Source organism: Pseudomonas sp. NPDC089530 (assembly GCF_050280705.1).
GTDB lineage: Bacteria > Pseudomonadota > Gammaproteobacteria > Pseudomonadales > Pseudomonadaceae > Aquipseudomonas.
On the sequence record NZ_JBNNVU010000034.1, the window covers coordinates 40,832 to 57,082 of the forward strand.

Sequence of the window (16,251 nt, forward strand, 5' to 3'; positions counted from 1 at the left end):
CTTCCATGGATTGGCATGAAGCTATGAGGATGAGCGTTTAAATGGCTACTTACGTATTAGGGATTTCGGCGTTCTATCACGACAGCGCGGCCGCGCTGGTGAAGGACGGGGTGCCAGTGGCTGCGGCCCAGGAAGAGCGTTTCACACGGGTGCGGCACGACGCGGCGTTTCCGGCCAATGCCATCAAGTACTGCCTGGACGCCGAGGGCATCGGCCTCAATGATCTGACCGCCGTGGTCTATTACGAAGACCCGCAGGAAAAGTTCTCGCGGATGATTTCGTCCTTCGCCAGTGGCGGCATCAGCGGCGCGCGCACCTTTATCAGCACCATGCCGGAATGGATCCGCTGGAAGCTCAATGTGCTCAAGTTCATCGACGAGAAACTCGAGGAACTGGGGCGGGGCACCGGGCCGCTCACCGTCGCTTCGCAGCACCACCGCTCCCATGCCGCGGCGGCGTTTTTCCCGTCGCCGTTCGAGCAGGCGGCGGTGCTGTGCATCGACGGCATCGGCGAATGGCATTCGACCACGATCTGGAAGGGCGACGGTTCCAAGCTCGACCTGATGAACTCGATTTCCTACCCGCACTCGGTCGGCCTGTTCTACTCGGCCTTCACCTATTACTGCGGCTTCAAGGTCGACTCCGGCGAATACAAGCTCATGGGCCTGGCGCCCTATGGCCGGCCGATCTATGCCGACAAGATCCGCAAGGAACTGATCAACATCCGCGCCGACGGCTCGTTCACCCTGAACATGAAGTACTTCGAATACCTGCGCGGCGAGCGCATGGTCGGCGAAGCCTTCGAGGAACTGTTCGGCGGCCCGGTGCGCAAGCCGGAAAGCCCGATCACCCAGCGCGAATGCGACCTGGCGGCGTCGGTGCAACTGGTGACCGAGGAAGTGGTGCTGGGGCTGGCCACCGCGGCCGTGCGCCAGACCGGTTATCGCAACCTGTGCCTGGCCGGTGGCGTGGCGCTCAACTGCGTGGCCAACGGCGTGCTCAGTCGCTCCGGACGTTTCGACTCGATCTGGATCCAGCCCGCGGCCGGCGACGCCGGTTGCGCCCTGGGGGCGGCCATGGACTATTCGGTCAAGCGCACCGGGCGTCCGCACCTGGGCAGCAAGAAGCTCGATGCCATGAGCGGCAGCCTGCTGGGGCCGGGTTTCGGTGACGAGGAGATCCAGGCGTTCCTCGATGCCAACCAGTACCCGTACCGGCGCTTCGAGAACACCGACCTGTATGACGAAACCGCGCGCCATCTGGCCGACGGTGCCGTGGTCGGCTGGTTCCAGGGGCGCATGGAGTTCGGTCCGCGGGCCCTGGGCGCGCGCTCGATCCTCGGCGATCCGCGCAACCCCGAGATGCAGCGCACCATGAACCTGAAGATCAAGTACCGCGAATCCTTCCGGCCTTTTGCCCCGGCAGTGTTGGACGAGGACGCCCAGTCCTACTTCGACATCTGCGAGAAGAGCCCGTACATGCTGATGGTTTCCCAGGTCACCGACTCGATCAAGACCGAGGAATCGCGCAAGCCCGGCGGCCCCGAGCGTGGCCTGGGCAGCATCAATTCGATCCGCTCGCAGTTGCCGGCGATCACCCACGTCGACCTGTCGGCGCGGGTACAGACGGTGACCGAGGAAAACAACGCGCCGTTCACCCATCTGTTGCGCAGTTTCAAGAAACGCACCGGCTGCTCGGTGCTGGTCAACACCTCGTTCAACGTGCGTGGCGAACCGATCGTGTGCAAGCCGGAAGAAGCCTACGCCTGCTTCATGCGCACCGAGATGGATGTGCTGGTGCTGGGGAGCTTCATTCTCGAGCGCAAGACCCAGCCGGAGTTCGTCGAAGAGGTCGATTGGCGTAACGAGATCCCGCTGGACTGATCCCTCACTCACTTTTTATTCAGGAGATATGGCCATGCTCAGGTTGCTTTCGTTGTTGATGTTCGCTGTGGTGTTGGTACCTATCGGTTGGGTGCGCCGGATTTTCAACTCGTCGCGCTTCAGCCAGCGTTTCCATCAAGGCTCGACGGCGTGGGACCACCCGGAGAACACCCGTTAGGCCGCATAACTGCAAGGGCTCGGATCCATGTCAACGGTCATCTACAAGAACTTGAATGCCTCACCGATTCTCGCCGTCAATGGCAACGGGGTCTGGCTTGAGGATGCTTCGGGCAAGCGCTATCTCGACACCTGTGGCGGGGTAGCCGTTTCCAGCCTGGGACATGGACATCCACGGATCGCTGCGGCTATCGCGCAGCAGGCGAAAAAACTCAGTTGGGCCCACGCCGGCAGCTTCACCACACAGGCCGCCGAGGAATTGGCGGACCTGCTGGTGGGCGCTTCCGGCGGCTTGGCCAAGGCGCAGTTCCTGTCCGGCGGCTCCGAGGTCATGGAGCTGGCGATGAAAATCGCCTACCAGTATCAGTGCGAGCGCGGGCTGCCGGGCAAATCGCTCTTCATCTCGCGGCGCCAGAGTTACCACGGTAGCACCCTGGGAACCCTGGCGATTTCCGGCAACCTCCAGCGGCGCGGGGTGTTCGAGCCCTTGCTGGGGCCCGCCGAGTTCGTTTCGCCCTGTTATGCCTATCGCCATCAGGGTGCCGATGAAAGCGACGAGCAGTACGGGGATCGCCTGGCGCTGGAGCTGGACGAAAAGATCCGGGCGCTGGGCAGCAACAAGGTTGCGGCGTTTTTCGCCGAGACCGTGGTCGGTTCCACCAACGGCGCGGTGCCGCCGGTGCCGGGCTACTTCCGCAAGATCAAGGCGGTGTGCGAGCGCCACGACGTGCTGCTGATTCTCGACGAGGTCATGGCCGGCATGGGCCGTACCGGCCGGCTGTTTTCCTATGAGGACGACGGCATCGTGCCGGACCTGGTCGCGGTCGGCAAAGGTCTGGCCGCCGGCTACCAGCCGATCTCGGCGTTGCTGGTCAGCAAACAGGTGCATGAGGCCATGGCGGGCAACTCCGGGGTGCTGGGCAACGGCCAGACCCACGTCAACCACCCCTTGGCCTGCGCCATTGCGCTGGAGGTCCAGCGGATCATCCAGGAGGAACACCTGCTGCAGGCTGTGCGCCTGCGAGGCGAACAAATGCGCCATGGCCTGCGCGAGTGCCTGGCGCGCTTCGAGCACGTCGGCGATGTGCGCGGGCGCGGCCTGTTCATCGGCGTGGAGTTCGTCCAGGACCGGGCGACCCGCGAGCCTTACCAGGGCGGCGGCCATTACGCCGCGCGGCTCAAGGAGCAGGCGCTGGCCCAGGGGCTGCTGATCTATCCGGGCACGGGGACCGCCGATGGGGTCCAGGGGAATCACGTGCTGTTCGCGCCGCCTTTCATTGCCAGCGAGACGGAAATCGCCGAGATGGTCGAACGCTTCACATCGGTGGTCGAGGCTTGCCAGCGCGAGTAGCGGGGAGGGCGGGATCGGGGGTGTTTTGGAAATCTACCAACAGCCATTAATGGAAAAGACAATGCAGACCATCGAACCATGCAAGGACAAAGTTCTATTGTCGGTGTGCACCATGGACTGGTGCGATCACGGCGTCGAATTCGCCAAGACGGTTTTTTCCAACCTGGAAGTGTTCTGTTGGGACCCGGGCGATCCCTATCCGTATCACCTGGAAGACTGGGAAGGCGACTGGATCATTTCCTATCGCGGCGACTTCATCTTCCCGGCGAGCATCTATCAGCGGGCCCGCAAGGGCGCGATCAACCTGCACCCGGCTCCGCCCAAATACCGGGGCCTGGGCAGCCAGCATTACGCGATTTACTACCAGGACGAGACCTACGGTTCGACCTGCCATCACCTGGCGCCCTCGGTGGACAGCGGCGACATCATCCATGTCGCGCGGTTCAATGTCGCGCCGGCGGAAACCGCCTCTTCGCTGCGCCTGCATGTCGGCGCCTATTGCCTGCAGCAGTTCATCCACCTGTTGACCGACTACATCCTGCAAGGCCGTCCGCTGCCGGTTTCCCCCGAGCGCTGGGGCGATCGGCTGTACAAGCAATCCGAACTCAAACCCTGGATGGAAAAGATCCGGGCCGAAGAACCCGATCACCGCTGCTTCAAGTAGCGAGGCGGGATGCCGGCCCGCGCGGGCGGCATCCCCCGGTTGATAAACCCTGCTCCCGCGACTTCTACAAGAGACCGTCAAATGTTTGATCTATCGAGCTTTGGTGCTGCTATGGCTGTGTATGTCATCGGGACCGCCAGCCCTGGCCCGGGTAATTTGGCGATCGCCAACACCTCGCTCAGCTATGGGCGGACCCCGGGGCTGGCATTGGCGGCCGGGGTGATTTCCGGTTCGTTGTGCTGGGGGGCGATGACAGCGGCGGGCGTCTCGGCCCTGCTGATGTCCCATGCCCAGGTGCTGGTCTGGCTGAAAATCCTCGGCGCCTGCTACCTGTTGTGGCTGGCCTACAAATCGATCCGCGGCGCCCTGAGCCCGAACGCGGTTAGCCTCAATCGGGCCCGGGCCAAGCAGAGCCGGACCCTGGGCTTCTACCTGCAAGGGCTGGGCATCCACTTGACCAACCCCAAGGCGGCCCTGACCTGGTTCACCGTGACCACCGTCGGGCTCAGTGCCACGGCACCGTCCTGGGCCAGCTTCGTGCTGGTGGGCAGCTGTGCGGTCGCCGGCTTCGTGATTTTCTGCGCCTACGCCCTGGCTTTTTCCGCGCGTTCGGCGGAGCCGTTTTTCGTCCGTACGCGCAAGGCATTCGGCCTGGTGTGCGGGGCGTTCTACTCGATGGTCGCCGCCGGTTTCATCGGGTCCTTGCTGTAAGCGTGGGTAAGACTCGCCCGCGGCATTCACCGGGGGCGAAAACAATGAATCAGCGCTCTGTTCAGGGCATGTATTTAGCGGGATGAATGTTATGCCGTTGTCGATCGACTTGTTGTTGGCGTTCGCCTTGTTTGCCTTTGTCACCTCGGTGACCCCCGGACCGAATAACGCCATGTTGCTGGCCTCGGGAGTGAATTTCGGATTCCGGCGCACGGTGCCGCATATCCTGGGGATCAGCTCGGGGTTCCTGGTGCTGGTGCTGGCCGTCGGGCTGGGCCTGGGGGCGGTGTTCGAGGCCTACCCAGTGTTGTACAAGGTGCTGCGCTACGTTGGCGCGGCCTATCTGTTGTACCTGGCATGGAACATTGCCCGCTCCGGGCCGGTGTCCCAGGAAGTCGACGGCAAGGGGCGGCCGCTGGGGTTCTGGGGCGCCGCGGCGTTCCAGTGGGTCAACCCCAAGGCCTGGGTCATGGCGCTGGGGGCCATCAGTACCTACACGCCGTTGCAGGGTTACTTCTTCAACGTGGTGGTGATCGCCAGCCTGTTCGCCTTGATCAACGCACCGAGCGTCGGAGTCTGGGCCGGGTTTGGCAGCGTGTTGCGCAATGTCTTGCGCGATCCGCGCTGGTTGCGCCTGTTCAACTACGGCATGGCGTTGCTGCTGGTGATTTCGTTGTTCCCGCTGCTGCAAGCCTGACGGGCCTGGGTGTACTGCCGCCACCGCCGCCACCGGCGAGTGGCGGTTTTTTTTGCCCATTCATTGCACCGGGAGCGCAGCCGCCACCCCGGGTTCGTGGCGCGTCAGGCGGCACCACTTGTGCCAGGTGAATTGCAGTTGCAGCAGGGCCGCCCTGGCCATTTCCAGGTCCTGTTCCGGCCAGTGCGGCGCCTGTTCCAGGACCTTGAGCAGGGCGATGGTCGGCGCATCCAGCTGAGCGTGGCGCTGGGGTGTCGGCCCGCCTGACTTGAGCAGCAGGGCGATGCTGTGCAGGTAGCGCTCGCGCTCCATGCCCAGCGTCCCGTCCGCGGCGCCCAGGCTGGCGCGCAACTGCAGCAGTTCATCGCCCAGGTCGAGCCCGAGCAGACCGTTGTCCCAGTGCTGGCGGCGTTCCTGCGGCAGGCTTTCGGAGTGGCGGGCCAGGCGGATCAGGCGATCGGCCATGCGCCCGCCGAACCAGCTTTCGGCCTGTTCCAGCGGGCGCGAGGTGAGTTGCGTCAGGTCGAACAGCGAGGCTCGGAACATCCGCCGGTAGTGATGTTCGCCGGGGTTGAGGCTGACCAGGCGGAACACCAGCACCGCGATGCCGACGCCGATCAGGGTGGCCATGGCTTTGTTGAGAAAATTGGCCAGGTCATAGGTCATCAGGTTGCCGGGGCCGACGTTATTGACGAAGAAGATGCAGAACGCCGAGGCCACGGGCGCCATCTTCGGCCGGCCCATGCACAGCGAGGCGAAAAACAGTGGTATCCCCAGGCCCATCCACAACAGCGGGAAACCGTCCCAGCCGGGCAGCAGGACCAGGCCGACGAACCCGGCGACCGGGACCGACAGGGCGATACCCTTGAGGAAGTTGAGGCTGGAGGCGGAGGGGTTTTCCCGGCCGGCGAACAGGCTCAGCACCACCCCGCAGATCGACACCGCCCCCAGGCCCGAAGGCCAGGCCGAGAGCACCCAGAAGCCGGCCACGGCGAGAAACGCCAGGGCGCTGCGCAGGCCGCCGAGGAGGCCCAGTTCAATGTCCCGGTGCCAGGACAGGGCGCCCGGCGCCCCCTGGGGTACCTGGCCCTGTTCGACGGCCTGTAGCGTCCGCGCGCTGCGTTCGAGCAGAGCCGGCACCTGAGCCAGCTGCATCAGGCACAGATGGGCGTCCTGGGACAGGTCGCGATCCTGCAGGGCTTCCTGGAGGCGCACGGAGAGCTGGACGATCTGTGCCTGGCTGCCGTGCTCCAGGGCCGTGGCCAGTTGCTCGATCAGAGGGCTCACGATGGCGTTGGCGATGCTATCGAGCATCAAGCGCTGGCGAGCCACGCCGCGAGCCGCCCGCAGCAGGCTCAGCAGGTCGCGGCTGAGCACGCGCAGGGCCCGGGAACGGCGGCGGCCCTGGGGCCCTTCGAACCAGGCGTGATCGCGCTGGGCATCGACCGCCACCAGCTTGCCGAGGGCTTCCAGCAAGCCCTTGCGCTGGTCCTTGCCGATCAACTCGGAGGCGGCGGCGCGCCTGCCGGCCTGCCAGGCCAGCATGCCCTGGGCGGCCAGCGCCTGCTCGACCCGGCGTGGCCAGAGCACAGTGCTGGCGAGCGCCGCGCAGACGATCCCCAGGCTGATTTCCGAGCAGCGCGCCAGCGCCTGGTCAAAGACCTGCAGCGGATGGGCGGTGGCGGGCAGGGCGATGATCGCCGCGGTGTAGCCGGCGAGGACAAAGCCGTAGGAGGCATGATTGCGCAGCAGCGAGGCGCCGGTGGTGCAGAAGGCCAGCCACAGTGCCATCGCCAGCAGGAACAGCAGGGGCGCCTGGCCGCACAGCGCGATCAGGCCAATCGAGGCCAGGGCCCCGGTCAGGGTGCCCAGCAGACGATAGGCGCCCTTGGCCAGGACCATGCCGCTGCTGGGCTGGCTGACGATGAAGACGGTGGTCAGCGCCCATTGCGGCTGTTCGAGGTTGAAACGAAAGGCCAGGTACAAGGCAATGCCGCCGGCGATCATGTTCCGCAGGGCGAACAGCAGGTCGTGGCGGCCGGGAGCCAGGACGGCCAGCCAGAAATCGGGGAGGCGCAGGGTGGGGCTTTTCATTCGCAAGTCACATTGATAGCTAGCTAATGATTAGTAGCGTATCTATTCGCCCAGGAAATGCCAATCGGGATTTTTTCCTGTTCGGTGCGGGGGCGGGCAGGGGGGCTTTCGCTGGTGCGAAGCCATGGCAAGGGCCCGGCGCCAGTGCGCCGGGCCCCGGAGGGATCACTCGGCGATCTGCAGCTTGCGGGATTCGGTGTAGACGTAGCGGACCTTTTCGTACTCGAACGGTGAGTTCAGCTCGCCGTAGCGGAAGTTGGTCTGATAGCGCTTGTCGATACTGCGCAGGACCCAGATCTCCGGATGGTTTTCACTGACCTTGGAAACGTTGAGGAAGTTGATCGCCGACTCGGCGGTGTAGTCCACGGCCAGCCCCGCGGTGTCACGCAGGTTCGAGGGGCCGAGGATCGGCAGGACGAAGTAGGCGCCGGCCGGCACGCCGTAGAAGCCCAGGGTCTGGCCGAAGTCTTCGCTCTGGCGCGGCAAGCCCATGCTGGTGGCCGGGTCCCAGAGACCCCCGATACCGATGGTGGTGTTGAGCAGCAGTCGGGCGGTGGTGTTCAGGGAGCGCTGGCCCTTGAACTGCAAGAGGCTGTTGACCAGGTTGGGCACGTCGCCCAGGTTGTTGAAGAAGTTGCTCACGCCGGTGCGCAGGAAGCTCGGGGTGATGTAGCGATAACCGTCGACCACCGGCAGGAACACCCATTGGTCGAATCGGTAGTTGAAGTGGTAGACCCGGCGGTTCCACGACTCCAGCGGGTCGTAGACATTCAGCGCGGTGAGGCTCGAACGCTCGAATTCGCGCTGGTCCAGGCCCGGGTTGAAGGTGAGTCGCTTGAGCGGCTGGGTGAAGCCGTCCGGGTCGGCGGCCGGGGGAGCAGGGGGCTTGCTGTCGTCGGCGTGGGCATAACCTGCGCAGAGCAACGCAGCGATAGGCAGGAGGTGTTTAGCCACGGAAGAACTCCAGCATGGCGTCGCTGTTGACGCGGTAGTTGAGGTTGCCGCAATGGCCGCCATGGGGGTAGACCGTCAAGCGGTCACCGAAGGTCTTGCGCAGGAAACCCAGGTCGCCCGGGCCGAGGATCACATCGTCGGCGTTGTGCATCACGGCGATTTTCGGGCTGTCGTGCAGGTAGTCCTTGAGCGCGTACAGGCTCACCTGGTCGATCAGTTGCAGCACGCTGCCGCCGTCGGTGCGGGCCCGCCACATCGGGATCACCTGCTCGGTGATGTAGCAGTCGAAGTCGCATTGCATGGCACGCTTGAGGAAGGGCGTGAGGTTGGTGCCTTCGCTGATCGGGTACTTGGGCGGGGTGATCAGGCCGCGGCGGTTGATCAGGTCCGAGGTGAACGCGATGTCGGCGGCGGAGAAGCGGAACGAGGTGCCGATCAGCATTGCCATCTGCTCGTTGCTCAGGTGCTGCTTGGATTGCTGGAAGTCGTAGAGCAGGGCGTCGTTGAGGTCGATGTAGCCCTTCTGCTGGAAGTAGCGGGTCAGTTTGTCCAGCACCAGCTCATAGAAAGTGGTGGTGTTGTCGATGCCCTTGACCTCGGTCTGCACCAGCTTGTCGAGGTTGGTGACGGAGGTGTAGAGGTTGACCGGCGGGTTGAGCAGCAGGACTTTCTTGAAGTTGAAGCTGCGCCGGGTTTCGTCCAGCTTGCTGACGAAAGCGGCGTCCAGGGCGCCGAGGCTGTAGCCGGTGAGGTAGAAGTCGGTGACCGGCAGTTTCGGGTTCTGTGCGCGTACCGCCTGCATCACGCGGTACATGTCTTCGGCATCGTCCTTGGTCACGCCCGGGGTGGCGAAGCGCGAGGCGGCGCTGATGAAGTCGAAGCTGGTGGGCGAGGACAGTTGCACCACGTGGTAGCCGGCCTGGTAATACAGCTTCTTCAGGTATTCGTTGAGGCTGCTGTCGTAACGCGCGCCGGTGCCGGCGATCAGGAAGATCAGCGGAGCGTCATGGTCCTGCTCGGCGATGCGGTAGGTGAGCTTCTTCACCGCCCAGAAGTTGTCCGGCAGGATGAATTCGCGCTCGGGACGCAAGGTCAGGCTGCGGTCCGACTGCCTGATATCGTCGTCGCTCGGCAGCTTGGGACGCAGATCCGGCGGGGTGGTGGCGATGGTCGCCTCGAACGGGTTGGTCAGGGGATAGCCATAGCTGGTGGCGTCGATGTCGACCGCCAGCGCGGACGCACTTGAGATAAGGCCACCCAGCAGGGCAGCGAAGCGCAAGGAACGGAGCATGACTGGATCCCTTAGAGGAAGGTGCCGGGTGAAGTTCGCAGCCTATGACCACCGGGTTGTCGCCGAAGTGCCATGATGCGGCACAAAAAGCGCTCGGGGCGGGGTAAAGCCGGATCGGCGGTAATAAATAGTCGCCAGACGATACACGTTGCCGCTGTTGGCTGAACAGTTATCTGTGCAACAGGCTTGCTTACCGGCCTTGGGCGATTATGCTGGGTGCCGTTTTGGTTTATCGGAGAGCTTCATGTCCCGCCGTCTTCCCGTGATTCTGCTGCTTGTTGTCCTGCCGCTGTGGCTGGCCGCCAGTTATGGCGCGCGTTATAGCTTCATGGAGGACGCTCGATGGGTCGGCATCTGCGTCGACGAGGCGAGCCGCTGGGAGTGCCAGCTGCGCTCCAACCTGGGGCTGCTGATCCACTTCAAGGTCATGGGTTGGGCGGCGCTGGCGGCGGCCCTGGTCGCTTTCGTGGTGCCGGGGCGCGCCGGCTGGAACCTGGCGGCGCTGGCGCTGCTGTTCGGCTTTCCGGCCCTGGCGCTCTACAACACCAGCCTGGCGGTGTTTGCCATCGTGATCGGCGCCTTGCGCCTGGTGCGGGCGTCAACTAGTCGCGCTCTGTAGGAGCGAAGCTTGCTCGCGATGAACGATGCCGCGGTATGGCTGTCGCACCACGGCGTTGCCATCGCGGGCAAGCCTCGCTCCTACAAGGTCTTGCGGGCCCGCAGGTTGCGCCACAGGGCGGCGACCATCAGCACGCTGACCAGGGCCCAGCCCCAGGCCTGCTGGTTTTCCAGGCCTTCGCGATACAGCTGCGGGGCGATGCCGGCGCCGACGATAAAGGTCAGCAGGGCGATTTCGCGGCGCGGCACCCGGACCGGACGGCACAGGTACACCAGGGCCGGCAGGATCAGGGCCGCGCTGGGGAAGCTGCGATAACGTGGCTCGAACACCAGTTCCAGCATCATCACCGCGGCGGCGAAACCGGCGGTGGCGAGCAGCCAGCCGGCGCGTTGTTCCAGGGTCTTGAAGGCACGCTCGCGCCAGCCGCTCCTGGTGCTCAGGGTCAGTGCCGCGTGCGCCAGCACCAGCAGGTTCAGGACCAGCAGCAGGCCTGCCCAGAACCATTCCCCGGCAAAGCGGCTGGTGACCCGCGCCAGTTCGCCCCAGGCACCGATGGCGCAGGCGCCCAGGGCCCCGAGCAGCGGCAGGAGCAAGGCCGCGCGAGTACCGCGCACCCGCCCACCGAGCACCAGGGTGGCGAGGAAGATCACCCCACCCACCCCCAACCACACCGGCCAGTAAGGCAGGTTCGACACCGGCCCGGCGAGCACGCCCTTATCCTGGCGATCGGCATCGAACAACCCCCAGTAACCGCCGACCGCCCCTTCGCTGGCCCGTTTCCAGGGCTGGTCGAAGGCCTCGATCAGGTTGTAATGCCAGCCATTCTGTTCGGCCATGGCCACAAAACCACGGATGAACTTGGCCTCGTTGACCCGGCTCGGCAGGGCGGTTTCGCGCTGGCGGCCTTCGCTGGGCCAGCCGGTTTCGCCGATCAGCACGTCCTTGGGGGCGAATCGGTTGCCGAACACCTGGCGCACCTGCGCCACATGGTTCAGCGCGGCGTCGATATTGGACGGATCGTCTTCCCAGTAAGGCAGCAGGTGGATGGTCAGGAAGTCCACCGCCGGGGCGATTTCCGGGTGCTTGAGCCAGAACTCCCAGACATCCGCGTAGGTGACCGGCTGCTTGACGTGGGTCTTGACCTTGTTGATCAGCCTGGCCAGTTGCGGGCCGGTGACTTCCTTGCGCAGCAGGGCTTCGTTGCCGACGATCACCGAGCTCACCACATCCGGGTTGGCGTTGGCCGAGGCGATCAGCAGGTCGACTTCTTTCTCGGTGTCCACCGGGTTGCTGTTGACCCAGGCCCCGATCATCAGCTTCAGGCCGTGCTTGCGTGCCAGCTCCGGCAGGGCTTCGAGGCCGGTCATGGAGTAGGTGCGGATGCACTCGAAGCGTGTTGCCAGCAGCGCCAGGTCGGCATCCATGCGCTCCGGGCGCAGTCGGAAGGGCTGGTCGAAGGGCGACTGGTCCTTGTCGAACGGGGTGTAGGAGGCGCATTGCAGCTTGTGGCTGGCGCTGGCGACATCGGGCAGCACCACCGGCTGGCCGAGGCCGTACCAGAAGCCGCAGAGGGCGAAGAGCCCCAGCAGGCAAGCGAACAGATAGGGCAGGAGCGGGAAGCGGGCAATCGAAGGCATGGTCGGGCCGTCAGGGAACGAAGCCGGGCATCTTACCCGCATTTGCCGCGGCCCAGGTGGCCTGCATGCGGTCGACCGGCAAAGTTCGGGTGGCGCCGGCAGCGTTTTTTGCGGCGCTGGTTACTGGCTATCTGATGTCGTTGCTGAGTGTCTTGAGGTCGTAGCCAGAGCAGGTCTGCTTTGGCGCCGGGTTGATGATCGATGCGTCAGGGCTCCCATACATGAATCGCGCTGACGTTCGAACGAGTGGGTGGTGAAGAGATAGGGGCGCGGTGCGCCATAACAATACGTTGAAGCGCCGCGGCATCCGCCGGGCGCAGCACTTTCGGGGAAGTAACGATGAAGATGCGACGACTCTTAGGCGCAGGTGCCGGTCTGGTACTTGCGATCAGCTCCACCCTGGCCAGCGCCGACAGCAAGACCCTGAGCATCGGCTATGTCGACGGTTGGTCGGACAGCGTGGCGACCACCTACGTGGCCTCCGAAGTGATCAAGCAGAAACTCGGTTATGACGTGAAGCTGCAGGCGGTAGCCACCGGGATCATGTGGCAGGGGGTGGCCACCGGCAAGCTGGACGCCATGCTGTCGGCCTGGCTGCCCGTGACCCACGGCGAGTACTGGGCCAAGAACAAGGACAAGGTGGTCGACTACGGCCCCAACTTCAAGGACGCGAAAATCGGCCTGATCGTGCCGGAGTACGTCAAGTCCAAGAGCATTGCCGACCTGAAGGACGACCCCACCTTCAAGAACAAGATTGTCGGTATCGACGCCGGCTCGGGCGTGATGCTCAAGACCGACCAGGCGATCAAGGACTACGGTCTGGACTACAAGCTGCAAGCCAGCTCGGGCGCGGCGATGATTGCCGAACTGACCCGCGCCGAAGAGAAGAACGAGTCCATCGCGGTGACCGGCTGGGTGCCGCACTGGATGTTCGCCAAGTGGAAACTGCGGTTCCTGGAAGACCCGAAAGCGGTCTACGGCGCTGCTGAAACCGTCAACAGCATCGGCAGCAAAGGCCTGGAGAAGAAGGCACCCGAGGTCTCGGCCTTCCTGAAGAAATTCCAGTGGGCGTCCAAGGATGAAATCGGCGAGGTGATGCTGGCGATCCAAGAGGGCGCCAAGCCGGAAACGGCCGCCAAGGACTGGGTGGCGAAACACCCGGAACGGGTCGCCGAATGGACCGCTAACTGATCGCGAAGCGTCTGGCTCGCAGGTCTCGAGGCCGTCGGGTGTTTTCACCCGGCGGCCTTTTGTTTTGCCCGGTGAAAAGTGCGTATCAGGGGGGACTGTCGTTCTAATACTAAGGTCGTCTGGCACCTGTTCCCGAGCTGCATAGAGTGGACTACGTTCCAACCAAAATCTGTGCTGCGAGGATAAAAACAATGAACGACAGCATCTACCTCTCGATTCAAAACAGCTCGCGTTTCAAGGAGCTGGTCAGCAAGCGGGAGCGATTCGCCTGGATACTTTCGGCGATCATGCTCGGGCTCTATGCAGGCTTCATCCTGCTGATCGCCTACGGACCCCATGTACTGGGGGCGAAACTCAGTCCTGAATCATCGATCACCTGGGGCATTCCCATCGGTGTCGGGCTGATTGTCGCGGCCTTTGTGCTGACCGCTATCTACGTGCGACGCGCCAACGGCGAATTCGACGACCTGAACCATGCGATTCTCAAGGAGGCTCAGCAATGATCCGGCGTCTATTGGCTTCTCTTGGCGTCGCGGCCTTCGCGCCAAGCCTCTGGGCGGCGGACGCCCTGACCGGCGAAGTGCACAAGCAACCCCTCAACGTCTCCGCGATCGTCATGTTCGTGCTGTTCGTCGGCGCGACCTTGTGCATCACTTACTGGGCTTCCAAGCGCAACAAGTCGGCGGCCGACTACTATGCCGCGGGCGGCAAGATCACCGGTTTCCAGAACGGCCTGGCGATTGCCGGTGACTACATGTCGGCGGCGTCCTTCCTGGGGATTTCCGCCCTGGTGTTCACCTCCGGCTACGACGGCCTGATCTATTCGATCGGCTTCCTGGTGGGCTGGCCGATCATTCTGTTCCTGATCGCCGAGCGCCTGCGCAACCTGGGCAAATACACCTTCGCCGATGTGGCCTCCTATCGCCTCGGGCAGACCCAGATCCGCACACTGTCGGCCTGTGGATCGCTGGTGGTAGTGGCGTTCTACCTGATCGCGCAGATGGTCGGTGCCGGCAAGCTGATCCAGCTGCTGTTCGGCCTCGATTACCATGTGGCGGTGGTCCTGGTGGGTATCCTGATGGTGCTGTACGTGCTGTTCGGCGGCATGCTAGCGACCACCTGGGTGCAGATCATCAAGGCGGTCCTGCTGCTGTCCGGCGCCTCGTTCATGGCGCTGATGGTCATGAAGCACGTCAACTTCGACTTCAACATGCTGTTCTCCGAGGCGGTCAAGGTTCACCCCAAAGGTGAGGCGATCATGAGCCCGGGCGGCCTGGTGAAGGATCCGATCTCGGCCTTCTCCTTAGGTCTGGCGCTGATGTTCGGTACCGCGGGGCTGCCGCACATCCTGATGCGCTTCTTCACCGTGAGCGACGCCAAGGAAGCGCGCAAGAGCGTGCTGTATGCCACCGGTTTCATCGGTTACTTCTACATCCTGACCTTCATCATCGGTTTCGGCGCGATCCTGCTGGTCAGCACCAACCCGACCTTCAAGGACGCGGCTGGCGCTCTGCTCGGCGGCAACAACATGGCGGCGGTGCACCTGGCCAATGCCGTGGGGGGCAGTGTGTTCCTGGGCTTCATCTCGGCGGTGGCGTTCGCCACTATCCTGGCGGTGGTGGCCGGCCTGACCCTGGCGGGCGCCTCGGCGGTTTCCCACGACCTGTATGCCAGCGTGATCAAGAAGGGCAAGGCCAACGAGAAGGATGAAATCCGCGTCTCGAAGATCACTACCGTGTGCCTGGGTGTGCTGGCGATTGCTCTGGGCATCCTCTTCGAAAGCCAGAACATCGCGTTCATGGTCGGCCTGGCGTTCTCCATCGCGGCGAGCTGCAACTTCCCGGTACTGCTGCTTTCCATGTACTGGAAGCGACTCACCACCCGCGGCGCCATGCTCGGCGGCTGGCTGGGGTTGGTCAGTGCCGTGGGCCTGATGGTCCTCGGTCCGACCATCTGGGTGCAGATCATGGGGCATGAAAAGGCGATCTTCCCTTACGAGTACCCGGCGCTGTTCTCGATGATCATTGCCTTTATCGGGATCTGGTTCTTCTCTGTCACCGACAAGTCCACGGCGGCTGACAATGAGCGGGCGCTGTTCTTCCCGCAGTTCGTCCGCTCGCAGACCGGTCTGGGTGCCAGTGGGGCGGTGTCGCACTAAGGTCTTGATGTATCGGCTTCTATATATAAGCCGAGCGGTAGAACGATGCCCCTGTCGAGAGACAGGGGCATTTTTATTGGGGGCGTAATAGCAGGACAGGGGAGGGGGCGGGTGCGAGGGTTGTTGTGAGCGGGCTCGCTTCTGCCGGTACAGAGGGGCGTGGGGTAAGTGCCCCACAAACAGATACGGCCTCTATAAAGAGGCCGTATCCGGTGCAGCTAAGACGTTAGCGCAAGGCAACAGGTCTTACTTGCGGTCTTCCAGCTGGGTGATGTCGCGTGACTCGTAGCCGGTGTACAGCTGGCGAGGACGGCCGATCTTGTAAGGGCTGGAGAGCATTTCTTTCCAGTGCGAGATCCAGCCGACGGTACGCGCCAGGGCGAAGATCACGGTGAACATGCTGGTTGGAATGCCGATGGCCTTGAGGATGATCCCCGAGTAGAAGTCGACGTTCGGGTACAGCGAGCGCTCGATGAAGTACGGGTCGGTCAGGGCGATCTCTTCCAGGCGCATGGCCAGTTCGAGTTGCTTGTCGTTCTTGATGCCCAGCTCTTTCAGCACTTCGTCGCAGGTCTGCTTCATGACGGTGGCGCGCGGGTCGCGGTTCTTGTAGACGCGGTGACCGAAGCCCATCAGCTTGAACGGATCGTTCTTGTCCTTGGCCTTGGCGATGAACTTGTCGATGTTCGAGACATCGCCAATTTCGTCGAGCATGGTCAGTACCGCTTCGTTGGCGCCACCGTGAGCCTTCTCCTCCTCCGATAGCGCGAAACGGCTGTGATCCAGCAGTTCCACCTCCCCCGTGACCAGGCGCGACTTGCAGG

At 63.5% G+C, this 16,251-nt stretch carries 15 protein-coding genes; 10 read left to right on the forward strand and 5 right to left on the reverse strand.

What is annotated here, in order from left to right:
- The first annotated feature begins 41 nt into the window (after positions 1 to 41).
- The 6 genes from ACQKQA_RS15100 to ACQKQA_RS15125 all read left to right on the forward strand — a co-directional run bounded on the left by ACQKQA_RS15100 (position 42) and on the right by ACQKQA_RS15125 (position 5,483).
- Positions 42 to 1,883 carry a carbamoyltransferase family protein gene (locus ACQKQA_RS15100; protein WP_427558806.1) on the forward strand — a complete coding sequence of 614 codons (1,842 nt, stop codon included), beginning with the start codon at positions 42 to 44 and terminating at the stop codon, positions 1,881 to 1,883.
- A 34-nt stretch (positions 1,884 to 1,917) separates the two neighbouring features.
- Positions 1,918 to 2,061, forward strand: a complete 144-nt coding sequence (locus ACQKQA_RS15105) for a hypothetical protein (protein WP_427558809.1) — start codon at positions 1,918 to 1,920, stop codon at positions 2,059 to 2,061.
- 27 nt (positions 2,062 to 2,088) lie between these two features.
- Positions 2,089 to 3,411, forward strand: a complete 1,323-nt coding sequence (locus ACQKQA_RS15110; RefSeq protein WP_427558812.1) for an aspartate aminotransferase family protein — start codon at positions 2,089 to 2,091, stop codon at positions 3,409 to 3,411.
- A gap of 61 nt (positions 3,412 to 3,472) precedes the next feature.
- The gene (locus ACQKQA_RS15115) at positions 3,473 to 4,075 is read left to right on the forward strand and encodes a formyltransferase family protein (protein ID WP_427558815.1); all 603 of its coding nucleotides are present in this window, start codon (positions 3,473 to 3,475) and stop codon (positions 4,073 to 4,075) included.
- Between the two features lie 81 nt (positions 4,076 to 4,156).
- Positions 4,157 to 4,786, forward strand: a complete 630-nt coding sequence (locus ACQKQA_RS15120; RefSeq protein ID WP_427558818.1) for a LysE family translocator — start codon at positions 4,157 to 4,159, stop codon at positions 4,784 to 4,786.
- Between the two features lie 91 nt (positions 4,787 to 4,877).
- On the forward strand, positions 4,878 to 5,483 hold the full coding sequence (locus tag ACQKQA_RS15125; protein WP_007931467.1) for a LysE family translocator: 606 nt from the start codon (positions 4,878 to 4,880) through the stop codon (positions 5,481 to 5,483).
- Positions 5,484 to 5,543: 60 nt separating this feature from the next.
- Here ACQKQA_RS15125 and ACQKQA_RS15130 read toward each other — a convergent pair whose 3' ends face one another.
- From ACQKQA_RS15130 to ACQKQA_RS15140, 3 genes are all read right to left on the reverse strand, one after another.
- On the reverse strand, positions 5,544 to 7,577 hold the full coding sequence (locus tag ACQKQA_RS15130; RefSeq protein WP_427558822.1) for an FUSC family protein: 2,034 nt from the start codon (positions 7,575 to 7,577) through the stop codon (positions 5,544 to 5,546).
- Between the two features lie 165 nt (positions 7,578 to 7,742).
- Entirely contained in the window at positions 7,743 to 8,531 is a 789-nt protein-coding gene (locus ACQKQA_RS15135) for an MlaA family lipoprotein (RefSeq protein WP_427558825.1), read from the reverse strand.
- Entirely contained in the window at positions 8,524 to 9,822 is a 1,299-nt protein-coding gene (locus ACQKQA_RS15140) for a serine/threonine protein kinase (protein WP_427558828.1), read from the reverse strand. The genes ACQKQA_RS15135 and ACQKQA_RS15140 overlap by 8 nt, the downstream gene beginning before the upstream one ends.
- Positions 9,823 to 10,066: 244 nt before the next feature.
- On the opposite strand from ACQKQA_RS15140, the gene ACQKQA_RS15145 reads away from it, so the two are divergent.
- Entirely contained in the window at positions 10,067 to 10,441 is a 375-nt protein-coding gene (locus tag ACQKQA_RS15145) for a hypothetical protein (RefSeq protein WP_427558831.1), read from the forward strand.
- A gap of 80 nt (positions 10,442 to 10,521) precedes the next feature.
- Here the strand turns inward: ACQKQA_RS15145 and ACQKQA_RS15150 are convergent, their stop codons facing one another.
- The gene (locus ACQKQA_RS15150) at positions 10,522 to 12,120 is read right to left on the reverse strand and encodes a beta (1-6) glucans synthase (protein WP_427558834.1); all 1,599 of its coding nucleotides are present in this window, start codon (positions 12,118 to 12,120) and stop codon (positions 10,522 to 10,524) included.
- 297 nt (positions 12,121 to 12,417) lie between these two features.
- Between ACQKQA_RS15150 and ACQKQA_RS15155 the strand changes: the two genes are divergently transcribed.
- From ACQKQA_RS15155 to ACQKQA_RS15165, 3 genes are all read left to right on the forward strand, one after another.
- Entirely contained in the window at positions 12,418 to 13,269 is an 852-nt protein-coding gene (locus tag ACQKQA_RS15155) for a glycine betaine ABC transporter substrate-binding protein (RefSeq protein WP_427558837.1), read from the forward strand.
- 191 nt (positions 13,270 to 13,460) lie between these two features.
- Entirely contained in the window at positions 13,461 to 13,772 is a 312-nt protein-coding gene (locus ACQKQA_RS15160; RefSeq protein ID WP_427558840.1) for a DUF485 domain-containing protein, read from the forward strand.
- Positions 13,769 to 15,427, forward strand: a complete 1,659-nt coding sequence (locus tag ACQKQA_RS15165) for a cation acetate symporter (RefSeq protein ID WP_427558843.1) — start codon at positions 13,769 to 13,771, stop codon at positions 15,425 to 15,427. The genes ACQKQA_RS15160 and ACQKQA_RS15165 overlap by 4 nt, the downstream gene beginning before the upstream one ends.
- A 246-nt stretch (positions 15,428 to 15,673) precedes the next feature.
- Here the strand turns inward: ACQKQA_RS15165 and ACQKQA_RS15170 are convergent.
- A partial coding sequence (locus ACQKQA_RS15170; protein WP_427558845.1) for a citrate/2-methylcitrate synthase occupies positions 15,674 to 16,251 on the reverse strand: 578 nt, incomplete at its 5' end.

Bases quoted from the DNA above. Each gene is read 5' to 3' on its own strand.
- ACQKQA_RS15165 (WP_427558843.1), top strand. From the start codon at position 13,769: ATGATCCGGCGTCTATTGGCTTCTCTTGGCGTCGCGGCCTTCGCGCCA.
- ACQKQA_RS15155 (WP_427558837.1), top strand. From the start codon at position 12,418: ATGAAGATGCGACGACTCTTAGGCGCAGGTGCCGGTCTGGTACTTGCG.
- ACQKQA_RS15140 (WP_427558828.1), bottom strand. From the start codon at position 9,822: ATGCTCCGTTCCTTGCGCTTCGCTGCCCTGCTGGGTGGCCTTATCTCA.
- ACQKQA_RS15115 (WP_427558815.1), top strand. From the start codon at position 3,473: ATGCAGACCATCGAACCATGCAAGGACAAAGTTCTATTGTCGGTGTGC.
- ACQKQA_RS15150 (WP_427558834.1), bottom strand. From the start codon at position 12,120: ATGCGGGTAAGATGCCCGGCTTCGTTCCCTGACGGCCCGACCATGCCT.
- ACQKQA_RS15105 (WP_427558809.1), top strand. From the start codon at position 1,918: ATGCTCAGGTTGCTTTCGTTGTTGATGTTCGCTGTGGTGTTGGTACCT.
- ACQKQA_RS15120 (WP_427558818.1), top strand. From the start codon at position 4,157: ATGTTTGATCTATCGAGCTTTGGTGCTGCTATGGCTGTGTATGTCATC.
- ACQKQA_RS15125 (WP_007931467.1), top strand. From the start codon at position 4,878: ATGCCGTTGTCGATCGACTTGTTGTTGGCGTTCGCCTTGTTTGCCTTT.
- ACQKQA_RS15130 (WP_427558822.1), bottom strand. From the start codon at position 7,577: ATGAAAAGCCCCACCCTGCGCCTCCCCGATTTCTGGCTGGCCGTCCTG.
- ACQKQA_RS15100 (WP_427558806.1), top strand. From the start codon at position 42: ATGGCTACTTACGTATTAGGGATTTCGGCGTTCTATCACGACAGCGCG.
- ACQKQA_RS15145 (WP_427558831.1), top strand. From the start codon at position 10,067: ATGTCCCGCCGTCTTCCCGTGATTCTGCTGCTTGTTGTCCTGCCGCTG.
- ACQKQA_RS15160 (WP_427558840.1), top strand. From the start codon at position 13,461: ATGAACGACAGCATCTACCTCTCGATTCAAAACAGCTCGCGTTTCAAG.
- ACQKQA_RS15110 (WP_427558812.1), top strand. From the start codon at position 2,089: ATGTCAACGGTCATCTACAAGAACTTGAATGCCTCACCGATTCTCGCC.